General features: G+C 43.7%; 19 protein-coding genes, 1 tRNA gene and 1 pseudogene. 11 read left to right on the top strand and 10 right to left on the bottom strand.

The window, feature by feature from the left end:
* Nucleotides 1-41: 41 nt before the first annotated feature.
* A complete protein-coding gene (locus KNP98_RS10395; RefSeq protein WP_029332666.1) occupies nt 42-449 on the top strand; it encodes a VOC family protein in 408 nt (135 codons plus the stop codon).
* Nucleotides 450-502: 53 nt separating this feature from the next.
* Here KNP98_RS10395 and KNP98_RS10390 read toward each other — a convergent pair whose 3' ends face one another.
* The 6 genes from KNP98_RS10390 to KNP98_RS10365 form a co-directional block, all read right to left on the bottom strand.
* The gene (locus tag KNP98_RS10390; RefSeq protein ID WP_088836344.1) at nt 503-1,015 is read right to left on the bottom strand and encodes a type 1 glutamine amidotransferase domain-containing protein; all 513 of its coding nucleotides are present in this window, start codon (nt 1,013-1,015) and stop codon (nt 503-505) included.
* 24 nt (nt 1,016-1,039) lie between these two features.
* On the bottom strand, nt 1,040-1,207 hold the full coding sequence (locus KNP98_RS10385; protein WP_204251418.1) for a hypothetical protein: 168 nt from the start codon (nt 1,205-1,207) through the stop codon (nt 1,040-1,042).
* 30 nt (nt 1,208-1,237) lie between these two features.
* The gene (locus KNP98_RS10380; protein WP_088836343.1) at nt 1,238-1,678 is read right to left on the bottom strand and encodes an Ohr family peroxiredoxin; all 441 of its coding nucleotides are present in this window, start codon (nt 1,676-1,678) and stop codon (nt 1,238-1,240) included.
* A 138-nt stretch (nt 1,679-1,816) separates the two neighbouring features.
* Entirely contained in the window at nt 1,817-3,160 is a 1,344-nt protein-coding gene (locus tag KNP98_RS10375) for a hemolysin family protein (protein WP_088838425.1), read from the bottom strand.
* 182 nt (nt 3,161-3,342) lie between these two features.
* A complete protein-coding gene (locus KNP98_RS10370; RefSeq protein WP_088836342.1) occupies nt 3,343-3,825 on the bottom strand; it encodes a DUF456 domain-containing protein in 483 nt (160 codons plus the stop codon).
* A 61-nt stretch (nt 3,826-3,886) separates the two neighbouring features.
* Nucleotides 3,887-5,092: a DUF2254 domain-containing protein gene (locus KNP98_RS10365; RefSeq protein ID WP_088836341.1), complete on the bottom strand. Its 1,206-nt coding sequence runs from the start codon at nt 5,090-5,092 to the stop codon at nt 3,887-3,889.
* A 193-nt stretch (nt 5,093-5,285) separates the two neighbouring features.
* On the opposite strand from KNP98_RS10365, the gene KNP98_RS10360 reads away from it, so the two are divergent.
* Both KNP98_RS10360 and KNP98_RS10355 read left to right on the top strand, forming a co-directional pair.
* Nucleotides 5,286-6,770 carry an aldehyde dehydrogenase family protein gene (locus tag KNP98_RS10360; protein ID WP_088836340.1) on the top strand — a complete coding sequence of 495 codons (1,485 nt, stop codon included), beginning with the start codon at nt 5,286-5,288 and terminating at the stop codon, nt 6,768-6,770.
* 63 nt (nt 6,771-6,833) lie between these two features.
* Nucleotides 6,834-7,223 carry a tautomerase family protein gene (locus KNP98_RS10355; RefSeq protein ID WP_088836339.1) on the top strand — a complete coding sequence of 130 codons (390 nt, stop codon included), beginning with the start codon at nt 6,834-6,836 and terminating at the stop codon, nt 7,221-7,223.
* 443 nt (nt 7,224-7,666) lie between these two features.
* Here KNP98_RS10355 and yidD read toward each other — a convergent pair whose 3' ends face one another.
* Entirely contained in the window at nt 7,667-7,951 is a 285-nt protein-coding gene (yidD, locus tag KNP98_RS10350) for a membrane protein insertion efficiency factor YidD (RefSeq protein WP_088836338.1), read from the bottom strand.
* Between the two features lie 101 nt (nt 7,952-8,052).
* Here yidD and KNP98_RS10345 point away from each other — a divergent pair.
* From KNP98_RS10345 to KNP98_RS10330, 4 genes and pseudogenes are all read left to right on the top strand, one after another.
* Nucleotides 8,053-8,995 (top strand): annotated as a pseudogene (locus KNP98_RS10345) (quinone oxidoreductase family protein).
* Nucleotides 8,996-9,195: 200 nt separating this feature from the next.
* Nucleotides 9,196-11,553, top strand: a complete 2,358-nt coding sequence (locus KNP98_RS10340; protein WP_214770063.1) for a YhgE/Pip domain-containing protein — start codon at nt 9,196-9,198, stop codon at nt 11,551-11,553.
* A complete protein-coding gene (locus tag KNP98_RS10335) occupies nt 11,540-12,100 on the top strand; it encodes a TetR/AcrR family transcriptional regulator (RefSeq protein WP_088836336.1) in 561 nt (186 codons plus the stop codon). Before KNP98_RS10340 ends, KNP98_RS10335 begins: the two co-directional genes overlap by 14 nt.
* A 272-nt stretch (nt 12,101-12,372) precedes the next feature.
* Nucleotides 12,373-12,651: a hypothetical protein gene (locus KNP98_RS10330; RefSeq protein WP_088836335.1), complete on the top strand. Its 279-nt coding sequence runs from the start codon at nt 12,373-12,375 to the stop codon at nt 12,649-12,651.
* A gap of 49 nt (nt 12,652-12,700) precedes the next feature.
* Here KNP98_RS10330 and KNP98_RS10325 read toward each other — a convergent pair whose 3' ends face one another.
* Nucleotides 12,701-13,435, bottom strand: a complete 735-nt coding sequence (locus KNP98_RS10325) for a metallophosphoesterase family protein (protein ID WP_214811398.1) — start codon at nt 13,433-13,435, stop codon at nt 12,701-12,703.
* A gap of 359 nt (nt 13,436-13,794) precedes the next feature.
* Between KNP98_RS10325 and KNP98_RS10320 the strand changes: the two genes are divergently transcribed.
* Nucleotides 13,795-14,793 carry a PTS sugar transporter subunit IIC gene (locus KNP98_RS10320; RefSeq protein ID WP_088838424.1) on the top strand — a complete coding sequence of 333 codons (999 nt, stop codon included), beginning with the start codon at nt 13,795-13,797 and terminating at the stop codon, nt 14,791-14,793.
* 88 nt (nt 14,794-14,881) lie between these two features.
* Here KNP98_RS10320 and KNP98_RS10315 read toward each other — a convergent pair.
* Nucleotides 14,882-14,954: transfer RNA gene (locus KNP98_RS10315), tRNA-Val, on the bottom strand.
* Nucleotides 14,955-15,120: 166 nt separating this feature from the next.
* Between KNP98_RS10315 and KNP98_RS10310 the strand changes: the two genes are divergently transcribed.
* Nucleotides 15,121-18,228, top strand: coding sequence for an efflux RND transporter permease subunit (locus KNP98_RS10310; RefSeq protein ID WP_214766707.1), 3,108 nt, complete (start codon nt 15,121-15,123; stop codon nt 18,226-18,228).
* A gap of 154 nt (nt 18,229-18,382) precedes the next feature.
* Here KNP98_RS10310 and KNP98_RS10305 read toward each other — a convergent pair whose 3' ends face one another.
* Nucleotides 18,383-18,859 carry a DUF456 domain-containing protein gene (locus KNP98_RS10305; RefSeq protein ID WP_088836332.1) on the bottom strand — a complete coding sequence of 159 codons (477 nt, stop codon included), beginning with the start codon at nt 18,857-18,859 and terminating at the stop codon, nt 18,383-18,385.
* A 190-nt stretch (nt 18,860-19,049) separates the two neighbouring features.
* Between KNP98_RS10305 and KNP98_RS10300 the strand changes: the two genes are divergently transcribed.
* Together KNP98_RS10300 and KNP98_RS10295 are read left to right on the top strand one after the other, a co-directional pair.
* On the top strand, nt 19,050-19,595 hold the full coding sequence (locus KNP98_RS10300) for a methyltransferase family protein (RefSeq protein ID WP_088836331.1): 546 nt from the start codon (nt 19,050-19,052) through the stop codon (nt 19,593-19,595).
* A 22-nt stretch (nt 19,596-19,617) separates the two neighbouring features.
* Nucleotides 19,618-21,108: a phytoene desaturase family protein gene (locus tag KNP98_RS10295; protein WP_214766709.1), complete on the top strand. Its 1,491-nt coding sequence runs from the start codon at nt 19,618-19,620 to the stop codon at nt 21,106-21,108.
* Nucleotides 21,109-21,167 lie beyond the last annotated feature (59 nt).

Below are 21,167 nucleotides of genomic sequence, written 5' to 3'. Positions count from 1 at the left end.
GGGAAGTTTTGGCACACTAGTGGTGTAAGGGAGGAATTATAGTGAAACTTGATCATACTGGAATTGCCGTCCGTGATATGCAAGAAGCCATTACTTTTTATACAACAATTTTAGGAGGGAAATTAGTCCGTGAATATTCAAACCCCGCTCCAGGCGTGGCATCGAATATCGCTGTCATTGAATTTGAAGATGCACACATTGAACTACTGACACCAACAAGCGCTGACAGCCCAATCGCTCGTTTCTTAAAACAACGTGGTAAAGGGGTACATCACATCGCTTACCGCGTTGACGATTTAGATCAAGCGATTCTCGATGCAAAAGAACAGGGACTTACGTTCCTCGAAGATACGTACCGGTCAACGCCTTTTGGCCGTCGTTTGATTTACATGAATCCGAGGCATTCACATGGGGTCATCACTGAGCTTTGCGATTACCCAAACGCTTAACGCAAAAACAAATCCCCTACACGACCTGTGAAGGGGATTTGTTTTGCATGAACTTATGCGAGCTTCGCTAACATTTCACGGTTGAACGCCGGAATATCATCTGGTTGACGACTCGAGACGAAGTTATCATCGACGACGACTTCAGTGTCTTCGAAATCAACCCCAGCATTTTCCAAATCGATTCGGATTGATTTATACCCTGTCATCTTGCGCCCCTTAACAATTTTAGCGTTAATCATTAATTGTGGACCATGACAAATCGCGAAGACTGGTTTCTTCGACATATCGAACTCTTCTACGAAAGAGACAAAACGTTCGTCTTCACGTAATAAATCTGGTGAAAATCCACCCGGAATCAACAGCGCATCATAGTCTGCCGGTGATGTTTGATCAATCGTGACATCAACAGAGACTTTTGCATCTTCTTGTTTACCAACGAGTTCTGCACCTTTTTCTGAACCGATGACTGTCACTTCATGACCTGCCCCTTTTAATGCGTCGACTGGTCCTGTGAACTCGACATCTTCGAAATGGTCCGCGAGTACGACTGCTACTTTTTTACCCATTAAAATCATCCCCCAATGTCTATATTACTTATCTTGTCCACGATCGCGAGGTGAAATCGGATCATCCGGCATAGCGTTCTTTCCTTCAAGAATTTCCTCTTGTTGCTCGGATGACAGTTTGCGTTCTTGTTCAGTTAAACGCTCTCGCTCATCTTCTAACTTTTCGTTTGGACGGTCAGTTTCTTTTGGCATACTGATTCCTCCCGTAAAAAAGAATAGTTTTTATTCGCTTAATGCTTCTACCACTTTTACCGATAAATCAACATCAATATTTCCGCGTGTCGCTTTAGAGTACGGGCAGAAACCATGCGCTTTTTCAAGTAATTCTTCTGCTTCTTCTTGCGAGACGCCGACAACTTCTACAACAAGTTTAGCTGCGATTTTAACGCCGTTATCTGCTTCGTCTTGTAAAAGACTCACTTCCGAGTTCGTCCGTGTTTCGACACGTTTTTTTGCTTGGCGTGCCATTAAATTATATGCACCATCGAAACATGCCGCGTATCCTGCCGCGAATAGTTGCTCTGGGTTTGATGTCGGAATATCTTCTTTACCTTTTGTACCAGGCATTACTAAATCTAAATTAATGACGTTATCGTCAGAAGAGACTTTTCCATCACGGCCCCCTACTGCCGCCGCGCGTGAAGTAAGAATTGTTTTAGTCATGAAATAGAACCCCTTTTCCTCTGGTTTGAGTAACTTTTTTGCCACATAAACAGTAATACCACTGACTGCCCGAGTATAAACAAATTCTCTACGCCTTTTATCAAGAAAAAAACAAGGTCACCCTGTGGGCGCCTTGTTTCACATGATTTCTTCTTCAGTTGGTGTAGTGGATTCTTTTTCAGGGAGTTGTAGATAAATCGATTTTACTTGGTGATTATCGACTTCCATCACTTTGACCGTATAGTCTTCATAACGGAACTCTTGACCGCTCGACACTTCCGTATCTTGCGCCATCACCCAACCACCGATTGTATCGATATCTTCTTCCTCGATTCCGAGGTTAAACCGCTCGTTCAAGTCATCGATTAGGACACGTCCAGAAATTCGATACAGTCGCTCATGAATTTGTTCGATGTCGGCCTTCTCATCTTTATCGAATTCATCACGAATCTCACCGACAATTTCTTCTAGTATGTCTTCCATCGTGATGACGCCGGCAGTACCACCATACTCATCGATGACTAACGCCATTGGTGTTCGTTCGACTTGCATTTTCAACATCGCATCTTGTAAAGGAGAATACTCTGAAACAATCGGCAAATTATGCACGTAATAACTTAACGCCTTCCCTTTATTCGCCATATGATCGGTGAACAGTTGCTTCGCATTGATGAAACCGAGGATTTTATCCTTGTCCCCTTCCTCTGCAACCGGATAGCGTGTGAACTGATATTCTTCGACAAGTGCGATGATTTCATCCATCGACGCATCATTGGAGATGGTAATCAAATCTGTTCGCGGCAACATGATGTCTTTTGCGATCCGTTCGTCAAAAGAAAAAATGTTCTGCATGTAAGACAGTTCAGTCTGGTTGATTTCACCACTCTTATAACTTTGTGTCATGATGATTTTAATCTCTTCTTCCGAGTGTGCTTCTTCATGCCCTGCCGGCTCTACACCGAACAAGCGCAAAAAGACTCGCGCTGATCCATTTAAAATCCAGATGAATGGCTTCATCACTTGACCAAACCAGTAAAGGGGTGGTGCAAGCAACATCGTAATCGCTTCTGTTTTTTGGATTGCTAACGATTTTGGTGCTAATTCACCTAACACAACATGAAGGAATGTGACGATTGAAAAGGCTAAGACAAACGAAACAATCGTAGAAATTGAATCGGGTAACGCAATCTCTACGAAGAGCATTTCCAGGATTGCACCTACTGTCGACTCTCCTAGCCACCCTAGACCAAGTGCTGTCACCGTAATCCCTAATTGACACGCTGATAAATAATAATCGAGGTTTTCCAATAATTTTTTGGCGATGACCGCTGTTTTATTTCCCTCTGTAATCAATTGATCGATTCGAGACATCCGCATTTTCACGACCGAGAACTCTGCCGCTACAAAAAATGCTGTCAAAACAATTAATAATCCAATAATGAGAAGCCTGATAATAATCGTTGTTGTGTCGAATGTCTCCATTGCATGTGTACTGTCCAATCGTTTCCCCAAGAGAAGGGGATTCACCTCCATTTAATTAAGCTCAGCTTGAGCTTTTGCGTAAAAAAGAAGCTTTTATAAAAATAAGCTTCTCCTCTTTTTCATATTCATACTATAACGGAACTTACACTAAATGTGTACTTGAAGCAACCTTTGCTTTTAGGTCAAACAATGTACAACATAAAGACGACAATCATTAAGAGCATGGCAATCCCTTTTAATAATGCACTTGATAAAATGCCTAAAACCGTTCCGATACCAATCGCCATTGATTCATTCCACGTCTTTTTACTGATGATTTTTTCTGTTAAGATTGCGAAAACAAACGGGAAAATCAACAGACCCACACCAGGAATAATGAACGGTCCTGCAATCAATCCGACTGTCGTTGCAATTTTAGCCGCACGTGACCCACCACGCCGATCGACTGTGTAAGAACTTACTAAATAGTCAAGCGTGAATAATAAAATGATAAATACCGACTGAATGAGCCAAAAACTAATCGTTAACTCGGTAAACCCGAAACCAAATCCATATATCAAAAAACCGATGATGAGTAACGGTGCACTTGGAATGATTGGATAAACAAGTCCTACAAAACTAGCTATGAAACAGACCGCAATCAGAATCCAAAGTAAAATCGTCATACATATCTCCCACTTTCTTTGTTCTCTCCTCCTAATTTACGTACAAGACACGAATTAAGTTTCAAGCAAGCGCTTTTTCTAAGACCTTTTCTAGATGCACACGATCCCAGTCATTCAGAGAAGACCAATCCAATTCTGAACAAACAAACGGGATAAACGTCTGAATTGTTGCCCGATGTTCGGACAAAGCATTTCGTTTCGCGCTCTCGAGTGACTCTAGCATCGTTGCAAGCACAGAAATATCTTCTTGTCCGTAGTGTCGCAGTTGATAAAACGTCTCGTATAGTAATTCCGAGAAAGTAACGCGTTTAACGATGACAGAGCCTTCGCCGCCGATTAACAGACTGCCATCCGGAAGCATCGCAAAATTGCGTAGCAGGTCACCGATTTGTCGAAGCGCGTGTCGCGCCGTATTCGGGTCGTTAATCCCCGGAGAAATTGCGCGTAAACCGACTTCAGATAACTTTTGGATGACAAACGTAAAATCTTGCACGGAAGAACGTGTTGGTCCAATGATGATTCCGGATTCCACACCTTCTTCGTTTGCAGTACCAATCGCTTGTCCTTTTGTCACGTAACTCCCAATCGTGACATCGACTTGAATATTCATTCCTTCTTTCGCCAATGCACCGTAATCAAGCAATTGCAAGTAACCAGACTCTGATGCGACGATTGGATATTGTAGCGAATCATAACCATCAGAAATAAAATGATGTTTTTCCGCTTTCAAATTATCAATTTGTTCCTCGATTAATTGACTGCCTTCCCGGTGCAAACGATCCAGTAATGTCGTCACACGAATCGATTGGCTAACGATATGGATGAAAGCAACGAAAGCAATGATTGAAATTAAGACGACGAGAACAGCAACGGCAGAAGCAACGACACTTCCTCGTAAAGAAGGACGAACGAAAAACAACATCGTAATCGAATACGTAACTGCCCCGATAAAGATTCCGAAAATATGTTGAACTTGTCGATTTTCGATGAAGTTCGGTAATGTTCGTGGTGAGAACTGTGATGAATAGGTCGTCAAGACGACTAAGATCGTCGAGAAGGTAAACGTCATCATCGTCAACAAACCAGCGAAGACAGAACTATGAATCGTTCTTCCTAAATCGAGCGTTGTTTTCCAATCGTCCGGAAAGTAGTTTTTTAAATATAAATCAGTCGCGAGGACACATGCCGTCAACAAGGCACCACCTACCCCATATAACAAGGGCCACCACCAGTTTGTCTCTTGATAAATCAGCTTCAATCGCTTCATCAACCCAACTCCATTCTTGATATATTGCTATATTTTTTAATTCCTGTTTCTTCATTTAGTGAAACCTTTATCATTCTTCTTTTTCAATAAAAGCTGAGTCACTTTATTTTGTGAAAGTGTCAGATTGTGTTTTACTTCTTTTCATAACGTGAATAACTTAATTGTTATCAAAAAGAATTGGAGATGAAAAGTCATGAAACAGACAAACGAGAACGTTCTGAAAACTGATTTCACAAAAATCTTCATCGATGGTCAGTGGCGCAAAGGCGCAAGTGACAGCAACATGGAAAATACGAATCCTTTCACAGGGGAAACACTATTTGAAATTTCAGCTGCAAACAATGACGATTTGGACGAAGCTTATCAAGCAGCGAAAATCGCTCAAAAAGAGTGGGCAAAAACACCGGCTCTTAAACGCCAAGGATTGATTGAACAGTTCTTGAAAGTCATGTACGAAGAAAAAGAAACCATCATCGATTGGTTAATTAAAGAATCAGGTAGTACACGAATTAAAGCTGAAGGTGAATTCCTTGCTTCCGTTTTAATCGTTAAAGAAGCAGCAACGTTCCCACTTCGGATGCATGGTGAAATTCGCCCATCTGTCGTACCAGGCAAAGAAAATCGCATCTACCGCAAAGCACTCGGCGTTATCGGCGTCATCAGCCCTTGGAACTTCCCGTTCCACTTAGCGGTCCGCTCGATCGCAACGGCAATCGCAATCGGGAATGCAGTCGTCGTCAAACCAGCGACTGATACACCCGTCTCAGGTGGGTTAATCTTCGCAAGCCTGTTTGAAAAAGCCGGTCTTCCAAAAGGTGTCTTGAACGTCATCGTCGGTCGCGGTTCTGAAATCGGCGATTCAATCGTTGAACACCCAGTTCCACGTTTAATCTCATTCACAGGTTCTACTGAAGTTGGTCGCCATATCGGTGAACTTGCTGGGAAACACCTGAAGAAAACTGCATTGGAACTCGGTGGTAACAATGTCTTCGTCGTTCTTGACGATGCTGATCTCGATCGTGCCGTCGAATCTGCTGTCTACAGCAAATTCTACCACCAAGGTCAGATTTGTATGTCAACGAACCGAATTCTTGTCGCAGATTCGATTCACGATGAATTCGTTGAAAAATACATTGCTCGTGTTAAAGAACTACAGTTCGGCGATCCATCAAAAGACCGTACACAAGTCGGTCCATTGATTAATCAATCACAAGTCGATCGTATTATGGAAGATATCGAAAAAACAAAAGCTGCAGGTGCTACAGTTCGTGTCGGTGGTGAAGCAAACGGGAATGTCATCGCACCAACGGTCGTGACTGGTGTAACGAACGATATGCCACTCGCTAAAAACGAAATCTTCGGACCTGTCGCAGTCATCATCCCGTTTAAAGATGACGAACATGCGCTTGAACTCGCAAACTCACTTCCATATGGTTTAAGCGGTGCCGTTCATGGTTCTTCAATCGAACGCGCGACTGAATTTGCGCTTCAAGTTGAAACAGGAATGATTCACATCAATGATCAGTCGGTCAACGATGAACCACATATGCCGTTCGGTGGCGAAAAAGACTCAGGTCTTGGTCGTTTCAACGGTGAATGGGTACTCGAAGAGTTCTCAACGGTTCAATGGGTATCTGTCATGCACGAACGTCGCCAATACAAACCATTCTTCGAATAAAATAAAAAAAATGCGGGCATTGCCCGCATTTTTTTTACATACTATTTAAAAGGAGTGTTACTAATGCCACTATTACGTTTTGATGTGATTGAAGGACGAAATGAAGAAGAGTTAAAGGTGCTCCTCGATACAGCGCATGATGCGATGGTCGAAGCTTTTGATGTACCGGAACGCGATCGTTACCAAATCGTTCACACGCATAAAGAACACGAGATGATTATTCAAGATACAGGACTCGGTTTCGAACGGACACGAAACCTTGTTTTGATTAGTGTCACGAGTAAATCGCGGACACAGGAGAAAAAACAAAAACTCTATCGCTTACTCGCGGAACGACTTGAAGCAAACTGCGGTCTCGCACCAAGTGACTTGATGGTGTCAATTGTTGAAAACGATGCCGCTGACTGGAGTTTCGGAATGGGCGAGGCACAATTCTTAACCGGAAAGTTGTAAATTCCAAATACCTTATTTCATCAAAAAAGCCCTAATTCCTAAAATGGAATTAGGTCAACGTGTAGACAAACTCTTATGAAGCGTGAACATGTTATAACGAGAGGCAATCCGTTCGCGCTTTCCTGTCTCGCCTCGTCTTTAAAGCGGCAATCTTCCGCGCCACTACAGCAAAGCTGCAGGGTCGCGACCGATTGCTTTTCGCTTTATAAGCGATTCGAGACGGATTGCGCTCTAAACCGTCTGCATGACTGGATTTCCGTCACGCTATTCCCTAAAAAGCGTCACGTTTCGTTGACTCCTACGGGGAAAGCAACGAAAAAGACGCTTGATTTCCCGATAGCACATTGTTTACACGTTGGCCTAATTCCTAAAAGGAAATTAGGTCTTTTTACTTGTATGAATCATCCATCTCAACCGTTCGCATGTAAAATCAGAGACCGCTCTCAATCAACCGTTTCTTCATCATTCTCTCGTTCTTTTGGATTCTCTCGCTGCAGCGGTGCTTTCCAACTAAACGTTTCCGGAACAAAGTCGAGTCCACCCGGGTGGAACGGTTGGCAACGTAACAGGCGACGTGTCGTCAAGTATCCACCTTTCATGGCACCATGCTGTTCAATCGCTTCTTTTCCGTAATGCGAGCAAGTCGGATAAAAGCGACATGTCGCCGGCTTCATCGGAGAAATCACTTTTTGATAGAAATGAATGCCACCAAGCATAACTTTTTTCATAATACTTCACCCTCTTTTTTTCATTTTAACGCATTCCTGCACTTATATCAGTTTAGATGATCTATAGTTAAATCCATTACTACTAAAAGGATGTGTTTCAGATGAAAGCTCTTACGTTCAGTTCATTCGGAGATTCCTCCGTCCTCACATATCAAGAAGCTCCAACTCCCGTTATTCAATCTCATGAGGTTTTAATCGAAATGAAGGCAATCGGTCTTAATTTCGCTGACATCTATCGCAGAAAAGGTAATTATCACTTAGAAGGAGCCGCTCCCTACATTTTAGGATATGAGGGTGCTGGTATCATCACTCAGATCGGGGAAGACGTTTCCGGACTTAACGTCGGTCAGCGTGTTGCCTTTGCCGATGTACCGAATGCGAACGCAGAACAGGTTGCCGCTCCCTGACGAGATTTCCTTTGAAGTCGGTGCTTCCCTGCTCCTACAAGGATTGACAGCCCATTACCTGACACGTGACAGCTACGCGATTCAACCACGCGATCTTGTTTTGATTCACGCAGCAGCTGGAGGTGTCGGACAACTGCTGACTCAAATCGTTCATTCGCATGGAGCCGTTCCAATCGGGCTGACCTCTTCCGAAGAAAAAGCACTCATCGCAAAAGAAAATGGTTGCGAAGAAGTTTTTCTTTATTCGGACGACTGGGTTGAGCAAATTCTGACAGTAACGAATAATCGTGGTTTCGATGTCGTCTATGAATCCATTGGTACAACATTAATGAACAGTTTTGACGTCACAAAAGTAAGAGGAACCGTCGTGTTTTACGGAATGGCCGGTGGAGATCCCGTCGCAGTCGACCTCCGCTTTTTAATGGATACATCAAAAACACTTACAGGCGGTGATTTGTGGAATGTTCTCACATCACGTGAAGAGCGGATTCGACGGGCGGGTGAGCTGTTCAGTTGGGTGATTTCAAATCAGCTCCATGTATCTGATCCAACTTCATTCCCACTCGCTGAGGGAGCACGTGCCCATGATTATCTTGAGAGTCGAAAAAGTACAGGCAAAATCCTCTTGATTCCTTAAAGACGCTCGTTTTTTGAAGCACGTCTCATTTTTTCCTACATTAAATACTATCTCTTTTAAAATCAATCACAATCAGTCATTACAAAATAGTAAAGATTTGATTAAATGAATTGCTTTCTATTCTGAAAGAGAGTAAAGTAAATCTCATCAAAACCGAAAACTCAAATAAGTTTTAAGTTTTCAAAAGGGGATTTATATTCATGTTTCGCTCAGAATGGAAAAAATTAAAAAGCCCGATGATGGTGATTGTCATCTTGGCAATCATTCTTGTTCCCTTTCTTTACAACTCCATTTTCCTATCTGCATTCTGGGACCCGTACGGTCAGACAGAAGAGATTAAAGTGGCCATCGTAAATGAAGACAAGACGATCAAGTATGAAGGTGAAAAAATTGATATCGGGGATCAATTCATCAAAAAATTAAAAAAGAACGATGACTTTGATTGGCAGTTTCTTTCAAGTAAAGAAGCCGAAAAACAGTTACGTTCCGGGGATATCTATATGACGGTCGTCATTCCAAAAAACTTTTCAAAGAATGCGACAACTTTACTCGATGAACATCCTAAAAAAATTGAACTCGAGTATTACTTGAACCCTGCTAAGAACTACTCAGGGACACAGATTTCAAGTAATGCCGCTAAACAGTTAAATGAAAAAATTCGAAAATCCGTAACGAAGCAATATAGTAGCGCCATCTTTGGAGCGCTAAAAAAAATTGCGCAAGGTCTTGAAGATGCCTCAGAAGGTTCGTCGAAGCTTGAAGATGGTGCCAACAAAACGACAGACGGTGCCAAAACGCTTACGACGAATCTCGGCAAACTGACAGATGGTACAAACGACTTGTCAACGAACTTAGCAAAGGCAGCGGATGGTTCGTCTCAACTCTCGACAGGTCTCAACACACTTAACGATGGTGCTCAGACGCTCGCTGAGAAATCTGGTGAGTTATCGAGTGGTCTGAACCAGCTGGATGACAATAGCGGTAAACTCATTAAAGGATCAACTGACCTGCAAGCTGGTTCTACTCAACTTCGTCAAGGTCTTGAATCGGCTTCTGCCGGATCAACTCAACTGCGTCAAGGTATTGAGAGTGCTTCTGCTGGTGCATCAGAGTTAGATAGCAATCTTCCGAAATTCAATGCCGGACTCAATCAACTGAATGAAAAAGCACAGGAAGTGGATGCGACGATTACAAACTTGAACAGTGCCGCTGCAGCTTTAAAACAAGATTTAAGTGCTCGGCGTGAAGCAATTGAAGCTAACGTCGCAACAATCAAGGGGGTCATTTCTTCTTCTGAGAATTTATCGGAAGAAGAAAAACGTACGTTACTTGAATCGATTGCGACGATGGAACAAAATGTTCAGAGTCTCGCGCAACAAGAAACGGCTCTCGATGCTAGTCTTGCCGCTGCCAACGATGCGACAGATAAAATTAATCAGTTAGCAGTCGGTGGACAAAACATCGCATCCGCCGTCTCGCAACTTGACGGTGGTCTAGTAAAATTACTTTCAGGTGCAAAAGACTTGGAGCAAGGTCAAAACAAACTGCTTTCAGGTGCAAAAGACTTAGAGCAAGGTCAAACTGATTTTAATCAAGGATTAACGACGTATACAGATGGTGTTCATAAAGCAGCTGACGGTAGTACACAGTTAACTGCCGGTGCTCAAAAAATTGCGACCGGGACAAACGATGCCAGTACGGCAATGGGAAGTTTGAACTCAGGACTCGGTCAACTGACAGACGGTGCGGTAGCACTTTCATCTGGGGCCGGTCAATTGACAGATGGTGCTTCGCGCTTAGCAGATGGTAACTCTAAACTGGCTGACGGAGCAAAAACACTCACTGATGAACTCGGTAAAGGTGCAAAAGACGCAACAGTCAAACCATCAAACGATCGTGACAACATGCTCGCTGAGCCTGTCGTATTAAAAGAACATGACTACTCGACCGTTAGCAACTACGGTTCCGGACTGTCTGCTTATATCTTAAGTATCGCGTTATTCGCTGGTGCGTTGATGTTCTCTTCGGTCTACCAGATTCGTCCAGCACACGGAGAGACGTTATCATGGCGCTTCCTCGTCGGTAAACTTTCTTTGATTTTACCAATCGGTGCATTGCAAGGGGTTGCCGCCGCGACCGCTATCGTTTACGTCCTCGATTCGACTGTCGCGAGTGTCCCTGCCCTCTATGGCTTCGCCGCCTTGACCGGGATGACGTTCATTACCTTGCTATTCGCTTTGACGATGTTATTTGGCCGCGTTGGACAATTCGCAGCGTTCCTGCTATTACTCCTTCAAATCGGTGGTAGTGGCGGTACGTTCCCAGTCGAAATGACACCAAGCTTCTTCCAGTATATTCACCCGTTCCTACCGATGACGTATTCAGTCAGTGGGTTCCGTGAAGCACTTGGACTCGGTGTCACAGATGCTCTTGCTTCTAATAGCCTAGTCCTCGGATCGATTCTAGCCGGAGCGTTAGTACTTGTCTTCGTAGGTGCTTTAAGCGCTAAACGTATTTTGCTTTCGACGAAAGCGAGAAAATCACATGACGCAGCATGAAAAAGAACAAGTCATCCTAAACGCGGCAATGGATTGTTTCTCTGAACTCGGTTATAAAGGAACGACGATTGAACGAGTTGCAAAGCGGGCCCATGTTGGAAAACCAACTGTTTATCAGCTGTTCGAAAGTAAGCTTGATTTGTTTGAATCTCTTGTAACCTTCGTGTTACAAGAGATGCGAACGGAAGCTGAGAATGCTTACGTCGAAGGTGCAAGCGTGGAAGCCAATAAACAGGCGATGATCGATGCAATCGTTAATCATCAGCAGCAACATTTATTCATCTTAAAAATTACAGAAGAGACGCACAACTTAAAACTACAAGAGATGCAAGAGTTACGAACCCGCATTGAAAAACATGTTGTTGACTATATTAAAAACTTACTCGAAACACGCCTCGAGCTAGATGTCAGTTCCTCTGGAATCCCGATTGATGTAACAGCGTTTCTACTGTTTCGAACGTATATCGCTTTGATTGCCGAATGGCCATTGATCGGCGATGAGCTTGACCTAAAAATCATCAGTCAAGCCATGCTCAAGCTACTGTAACCAAAAAGAATGACTTCTCCTGTTAAGGAAGAGTCATTCTTTTTTTGTCTAGTACTGCCTTCTTAGTGGCATGCCGTTTGACTAAATGGTATGTCTTTTTCATCGTCCTGAACAAGAAAACATTTTGATACAGCTTCTTCACCCACTCCCACCTATTCTTGTCTCTCTTCGTTTGATTCGAAATGAATCAATGATTTCCTTTTACAGAACCCCTTTATTTTGAGTTTAATCGTATACTTAAACTATCTTGCTTGAATGGAGTGTTACCCTGTATGCAATCGTATATGCTTCTCCCGCTTTATCTCTTGGTTCTGCTTGTCTACGTCATCATTTCACTGATTGATATGTGGAAATCCTATACGGCAAGCAGCAACTCGTCGGACTTCCTGTTTTTCATCTTGACGCTAGTCGCACTGTTTGCAGGCTTTCTGCTTGCCCCGATCCTGTCACTACTCTTTCATTGGAAACGCAACCGCCTCAAACGAAATATCGGGCTCGTCCTCTTCTTCATCCTCATCATTGCGTACATCGTAAGATTTTTTATTTCGTAAGTCAAAGCGGCGTCGTCTTTCTCGGCGCCCTCTCTTTTATCTATCGACTTCAACTTCTTCCCCCTAAAAACAATTTCCGTAACAACTCTTTTGACGGCATGTCTGACGCATTAAATGATTCGAGGTACGCCGCGTCATCATACGGTACATCCATAAATTCTACGTCCCAGTTCTCACTATCTCCTGACACGACCGCAAATGGTGCGATTGCCTCCGGTTGGCACCCTAACGCTCCCGGATTCACATATGTCGTTCCGTTTACTTGAACGAACTGTCGCGGATGGTGATGCCCAAAACAAATCAGGGTGGCACTCGTATCAGCAAATAACTGCGGAAGTGTTTCTTTATTACCATCAACCGTCGGACGAAGCGGTTCTTCTCCAATCATTGCCCGCACGTCCCGATAGGCATAATGCGTGAACAGGATACGCCGTGATTTAACTACTTTTGAGATGGTCCGCGGCAGTCGCCCTAAAAAAACTCGATTTTCTGCCGTTAATTGATTCGCAACCCAACTGTGATGTGCTTTCGCATGAAGATAACTGTCCGGATACCGTTCCCCATTCAATAATGCCAAGACATTTTCATCATGATTTCCACTGATTGTCCGAATTTTTTTATCACTTCGAATCAAGTCAATCACTTCATTGGTTTGCGCACCAATTCCGACCAAATCACCGAGGCAGTAAATCGTCTCGATTTCTTGATCCCGGTGGAGTATGGCAAGGACCGCTTCTAAGGCTGACGCATTGCCGTGAATATCTGTAATAAGTGCAAATTTCATGTAACCGCCTCCATTCCAGGTTTACTAACGTTTCTTCTTCCTTTCCTCTTTTAAGCTGAAAGTGAACTGAAAAATAAATTGTCAGAAAATATTGATTATTCATTTAATGCATGTTAGGCTTAGAAAAATTCAAGCGAGAGGAGCACGACACGATGTACCTTCCACAAATTGCGGGCCGACTGATTATTCTATGCACGAGGGACTGAAAACTTTTCCGAGATTTTCCGGAATCGATTTTTGGGCCCTCCTTTCGATGCATCGAATGAGGCGCCCGCACTATTCATGGCGCCTATCCAGTTAACGGATAGGTTTTTTTAATGGAAAAATAGAGAGGATGAAGAAGCGTGAAGGATTATGCGATGGATCGAATGGTAAAGGTATCAGCCGGGATGGCGAATGCAGTGCTCGTTACACTTGGCGTGGGCTTATTGATTGAGACGTTCGGAAACTTATTACATATCGAAGTGTTACTGACGATTGGCGGCATCGCAAAAGTTTTACTTGCCCCGGCGCTCGGTGCCGGCATCGCCTATCAACTTGGTGGTAATACGCTCGTTCTCTTCAGCGCAATGATTGCGGCAACAATCGGTGGTGCTGCCCTCCAGCCGACTGAAGCCGGTCTCGTCTTAATTCCCGGTCAACCGATCAGTGCGTTGATTGCTGCAGCCGTCGCTGTTTATGTCGGAAAACGAATGACAGGCAAAACGAAGTTCGACATGATGGTGATTCCAATGTGTGCCGTACTTGCAGGAGGCATCACTGGTCTTGGTGCTGCTGCCGTAACGACACCCTTACTTACAAAATTCAGTGCAATGGTCACATCTTCTGTCGAAACATCGCCAATCGCGACTTCACTCGTCATCGCACTCATCTTTAGCGTAATTTTAATGTCTCCTGCTTCATCTGCAGCACTCGCCATTGCGCTTCAGCTTGATCCCGTCGCAAGTGCCGCTGCGCTTATCGGCTGTTCCGCACAATTCGTCGGTTTTACTTTGATGGCCTATCGCCAAACCGATCCCGGCGGTTTGATTGCCTCGTTCTTCGTGACACCAAAAGTTCAGTTTCCGAATATCGTCAAGAATCCGCGAATTGTAGCCGCACCGTTTTTAGCAGCTATGATCTCAGCGCCGGTCGCAACACTCGTGTTGTCATTAAAAGTTCCATATGAGTTAGCTGGACTTGGATTGAACTCGATGATTGCGCCACTCAATATTTTCGTCAATCAAGGGTTTAACGCGTTCGCCGTCTTCGTTGTTACAGGCATTCTCTTACCCGGCGTCCTCACATTCGTCTTCTACCGGGCGACAACATTGTTCGGTTGGACAAAAGTTGGCGATCTCCACCTTGAAATCCAATAAAGTATAAGCTATTCCCGTTCAATTAAGGGAATAGCTTTTTTAACGACAAAAAAAACTCGCTCATCAAAAGATGAACGAGTTTTCGGTATGATTCTGACTGGGCTCGAACCAGCGACCTCTACCCTGTCAAGGTAGCGCTCTCCCAGCTGAGCTACAGAATCATGATATCGTGTTGCTGGGTATGTCTTTATTATATCAGCATATCGAAAAGTGTAAAGTGTTTTTTCTAACTTTTTCATAAAAATTAAACCGTTTTAAAGTTGCAGCCCTTTAAACCGTCGTCTAGTATGTAATTAAGCACATACAAAAATAAAGGAGGGACATCTTTTGAACTTTTTAACACGTTTTAGCTTAAAAAACTCTGTCGCTGTATTTATCATCGCTATTCTTTTAGTGTTAGGCGGGGTCTATTCATTTACCCAACTCAAGGTCGACCAGTTTCCTGAAATCGAATTCCCGCAAATTTCAGTTGAAGCCGTTTATCCTGGTGCATCCCCTGAGGATGTCGATCAACAAGTCGTCTCAAAACTCGAAACCGCTCTCAAAGGGATTGAGGGATCAACAAAAATTTCGAGTTCTGCGTACGAAAGCATCGGGATTATCAATATTGAATTCCCGTTTGATACCGACATGGACCAAGTCGAGCAACAAATCGATGCGGCGATCCAGGATGCAAACTTACCTGAAGAAGCAAGTACTAAATTAAACCGCTTCTCCTTTGGTTCGTTCCCCATCTATAATATCTCCTTCTTTAGCAAAGACGGAGAAGACATTGAATCACTATTAAAAGATCAAATTGAGCCGGAATTGAACAAAATCCCAGGTATCAACAGCGTTTCGGTCGGTGGTTACAAAGATGACCTCGTCCAAATTACCGTTGATAAAAAGAAGGCAACAGCAGCCGGTCTGTCGCTCTCAAGTATTAAAGATCAAATCAATGCCAAATACGTCTCCTTCCCATCTGGACAACTTGCGGAAGGTGATTCCAAGATTCCAATTCGTGTCGAAGAAAAACTTGAAAATCTCGACAAAATCAAAAATCTACAATTAACATCGTCCATCGGTACCGCAGCTGCTCCAACAGAACCATCTACTGGTGCTACCGGAGGAACAGGTGCACCAACTGAAGCAACTGGTCAGGAGGCACCTCAAGAACCAGCAGAACCGATTCGTTTAAAAGATATTGCGGACATTGAATCTGTCTCAAAACAGAGCGAAAAAACGCGTTATAACTTAAAAGATTCACTCTCGATGGCAATCACAAAAAAACAAGATGCCAACACGGTAGAAATTGCCGATCAAGTCACAAAAATTCTCAACAAATATGAGGATCAAATCGATTATACAATCGGGATTGATTCAGCAAAAGATATCGAAGAGTCCGTTTCGACACTCGTCAAAGAAGGACTTCTCGGTGCTCTATTCGCGTCGATTGCCGTACTTCTGTTCTTACGTAATATTCGTGCGACCATCATCGCAATCGTCTCGATTCCACTTTCACTATTGATTGCTGCGATCTTCTTGAACTGGCAGGACATTTCACTGAACATCATGACCCTTGGTGGGATGGCTGTCGCGGTCGGTCGGGTCGTCGATGACAGTATCGTCGTCATCGAGAACATTTTCCGAAGGGTCCGCAAGTCAGAACAAGGGATGACTAATGAAGTCATCGAACAGTCGACGAAGGAAATCTTAAAAGCGATTACTTCATCGACATTAACGACCGTTGTCGTGTTCTTACCCATCGGATTCGTTGGTGGAATTACTGGTAAGTTCTTCTTACCATTCGCTTTAACCATCATCTTCTCGCTACTCGCTTCATTGCTCGTCGCGATTACGATTGTTCCGATTTTAGCGAAGTTCGCATTCAAAAAGGTTCCGGCGGAAGAAAAAGAAGGCGTCCTCCAACGCTGGTACGGGACATTGATTGAAAAATCATTATCCCATAAAGCGATTATCTTGATTGTCTCTTTCTTATTACTCGGTGGATCACTCGCCATCGTACCGCAACTTGGCTTTACGTTTATTCCGAATGAAGCTTCTAAAACACTGACAGCATCGCTTGAGCTTCCGGCTGCGACATCACTTGAAAAAACAAGTGACGTTTCACTGAAGATGGAAGAGATGTTTGACGATGAAGAAGCGATTGACGATGTGACGACGTCTGTCGGAGCGCGTGACTTCACGACAGGTCTTCGTCTCGATAATAAGGCAAGTTACTTCCTTAACTTAAAAGCAGATGCTGATGTCGAAAAAACAATCAAGTCACTTGAATCCCAAATGGATGAGATTGCAGCCGCAGACGATGTTGATGCTAAAATCAGCATCGCCGAACTTTCGACTGGTGGTCCTCCTTCGAACAATAACGTGGACATCGATTTGTTCTCGAATGATCTCGAAGCGCTCCAAACAGCAGCAAAATTAGTCGAAGACAATATGAAAGAAAACAGTGATTTAAAATATGTTACAAATAACTTTAGTGAAAAACAAAAGCAATTCCTCGTTGAAATTGATACAGAGAAAGCAAGCGACCTCGGTCTCTCTGGTTTCCAAATTCTCGGTACCGTCAATGACCAAACGAAACCGGTCACGGTCGGCACGTTGACACTCGATGATAAGGAACAAGACGTTCAATTGTCTTATGCAAAAGAGTTAACATCACGTGAAGATCTTGAAGATGTTCAATTGTTCTCAGCGACAGGTCCTGTTCCTTTAAAAGATGTCGCTACAGTCAAAGCGGTCGATACGTTCACATCGGTTCAGAAACTCGATGGAAAAGTCTACGCACGTGTCTCAGGACAAGTGAAAGGCGATAACGTCCAAACGGTTTCGAGTGACGTTAAAGCAGATGTCGAGAAAATTGAGTTACCCGATGGTGTATCTCTCACCAGTGGTGGCGGTAATGATGATACGGTCGAAATCTTCCAGTCACTCGGAATCGCAATCGTCGTTGCGATTGGTCTCGTCTACTTGACGATGCTGATTACGTTCGGCAAGGCGCGTATCCCATTCATCATCTTGTCATCGCTCATTTTCGTACCAATCGGTTCACTCGTCACACTCTTCTTAGCGAACGAACCATTGTCCGTCAGTGTCATGATCGGATTCTTAATGTTGATCGGTATTGTAACGACGAACGCAATCGTTCTCGTCGATCGTATCGGACAAAATGTCACCCGTGGATTACCAATTCGTGAATCGCTCATCGAAGCTGGTAAAACACGTCTCCGTCCAATCTTGATGACGGCATTCGCAACAATTATGGCGCTCGTTCCACTTGCTCTGACGACTTCGTCCGGAACGCTGATTTCAAAAGGTCTTGCGTTGACGGTTATCGGTGGTTTAACGACTTCAACACTCTTAACGTTAATCATCGTACCTGTCGTCTATGAGTTATTCTTCTTCAAAAAGATCAAAAAAGAACGTAAAGCGTAACGAAAAACCCTTCTCGCCTGTGCGAGAAGGGTTTTTTAGTGTGTACAGATAACAATACGAATCCTCTTCCTTTTCCGTTGCCTTCCTCGGGTGAAGCGGTCTTGCCGGTAGAAAGCGAGTGGAAGAAAGCACGGCACTTTGTCTCGTCACTTCTTTATTTTTCAAGGTATTCATCTGTCCGTTCAATCGTTCCGTTATGTTTTGCGACTAGGCCATCCAAAACTGATGGTTCAAATTCCTCACCAATCGCGATCACCCCTGTCTTCCCGGGTGGTATGACCCCTAACGTCCGTTTAAACGTCTCTTGAATCGCTTGGTTTTCTTTCAATTCTTTTGATCCACCAATCAGCATACCAGTCATCGAACCGAGGAGAATCCCGAACGGACCACCCAGTATACCTACGGCCATCCCAATCAATGAACCTTTAAACGCTTTATTCGAACCACTTAAATCAACGGCATCCTCAAACGAAAATGCTCCATTCTCGCTTCGTTTAATGATTGCGACTTGCTCAAAATCCACTTGCCCGTTCGCATGATACTTCTTCAGTTCACTGAACACTTGATACGATGTTGATTCTTCTTCAAACGTTAACGTAATGATATGATGCTTTTCATCTTTTTTAGCCACAGCTTCCACCTCTTTCATACCAGACGGACCGATACAACTGAACGACGAAGCATACATCAAGTATTTACCATTTTTATATCCATATGAAACCTTTTAGCAGACTTTAGACGATTGAAATTCTATAACTTTGGGTAAAATAACATGTACGTGCTTTTTCTAAATAATGAATCATGTAAGGGGCGAATCTGTGATGTCAATTTTAGATTATGCCTTCATCCTCGTATCACTGTTTTGGCTACTCGAATTGTTTCTCTTTCGAAATCGTCAAAAAGAATCATCTCCATACGCAGAACAACGTAGTTTCTACTTAATTTTCATAACGTTGTCTCTCACAATTATTTTCTCGTTGCTATTCAGTCGAACAGACGAAAGTCTCCCTCGACAAATTATCGGACTAGGTTGTTTAGGAGGCGGAGTCTTTTTACGTTACTGGGGCATTCTCCACTTAAAGAACCAATTTACGCGGCACGTTACGGTAAATACGGGTGACCGTCTTGTCAGTACGGGACCGTATCGGACATTACGCCACCCACTTTATACTGGACTATTGTTTATCACGATCGGTTTCCCGTTATTTTTTGCTAATTGGATCGTTACGATTGTTGCCGGTCTTGTGATGTTCTTTATGTTGCGCCACCGGATTCGAATTGAAGAAACGTTACTCACAGCCGGTTTTGGTCCAGCTTATACGCAATGGGCGACGACACGAAAACGTTTGATTCCTTTCATTTATTAAATTCTAAGGAGAAGTGATTCTATTGAAAAAACAAGCAGTGGTTGTCGGAGCAGGTTTAGCAGGAATGTCAGCAGCGATCCGTCTCGCGGGAGACGGTTATGCCGTCACGATGCTCGAGCAGAACGGCAATGTCGGTGGGAAGTTGAATCAACGAAGCGGGAAAGGATTTACGTTTGATACAGGTCCTTCTATCTTAACGATGCCTTGGGTCCTCGAACAACTTTTCTCAAGCGTGCATCGTCGCCTCGAAGACTACTTAGAAATTGAACGGATCGAACCTCAATGGCGGACGTTTTTCGAAGACGGGACAGAACTCGATGTCAAAGGTGACTTACCTGGCATGCTCGATGAATTTAAAAAAGTTTCGGATCAAGCCGATTTTGTTGAACTCTTCAGTTATTCTAAAAAAATGTATGACCTGTGTTTAGATAGCTTTTATAAATATAGTCTTGAAGACTTAAAAGATTTAAAGAAATACCATACGATGTCCGAGTTACTTAAGATGGATCCGTTGAATACAGTTGCGAGTGGAACAAAAAAACATTTGAATAACAAACATCTCGAGCAATTGTTTAATTACATGGTGATGTATGTCGGTTCCAATCCATACGAAGCACCTGCCGTCTTCAACCAAATGATTTATGTCCAAATGGGAATTGGCATCTATTACGTCAAAGGCGGTATGTACAAGATTGCCGAAGCGATGCAAGCATTGCTTGACGAATTGCGTGTCACTGTTCACGTCAACACGCCGGTCGAACGTGTCGTCATCGAAGGAAAACGCGCAGTCGGTGTCGAAGCGAAAGACGGTACGTTTTACCCGGCTGATGTCGTCGTCTCGAATCTCGAAGTCATTCCGACTTATCAAAACCTTGTTCCGGACAAAAAAGCAGGCAAACAAGCGAAAAAGTTAAATGATTCGTTTGTTCCTTCTGTGTCTGGTCTCGTCTTGTTACTCGGAGTCAACCGTGAATACGAATCATTAAAACATCATAATTTCTTCTTCTCGGAAGATCCAGAACGCGAATTTGCACAAATGTTCAAGGATGGTGTACCACCTGAAGATCCAACGATTTATGTTGGTGTCTCGTCGAAATCTGACGCTTCACAGGCACCGGAAGGAAAAGACAATCTATTCGTTTTGACGCACGTTCCTCCCCTTACGAAAAACCCCGCTGGTAAAACGGATTGGGATGCGTATCGCGAAGTCGTCCTCGACAAACTTGAACGGATGGGACTAGACGGTTTACGCGATTCGATTGAATTCGAATATCGTTTTACACCGGAAGACTTACAATCACTCTATGGACCGAATGGCGGTTCGATTTACGGTGTCGCTGCAGATCGGAAAAAGAACGGCGGCTTTAAGATTCCTTCGAAAAGTGACCTGTACGAGGGACTTTACTTCGTCGGTGGTTCGACGCACCCAGGTGGCGGTGTGCCGATGGTCACATTGTCCGGCCAACTGACGGCAGACTTGATTAAGAAACATGAAGGCGCCGTCAACGTTTAAGTGTGACCCTATACAAAAGAGGCAGTGATTTCCGGTACGTACACGGAAGTCACTGCCTC

The sequence above is a fragment of the Exiguobacterium sp. s127 genome, assembly GCF_018618695.1.
Classification (GTDB): Bacteria; Bacillota; Bacilli; order Exiguobacteriales; family Exiguobacteriaceae; genus Exiguobacterium_A; species Exiguobacterium_A oxidotolerans.
This window is presented reverse-complemented; position numbering and strand designations above follow the sequence as displayed.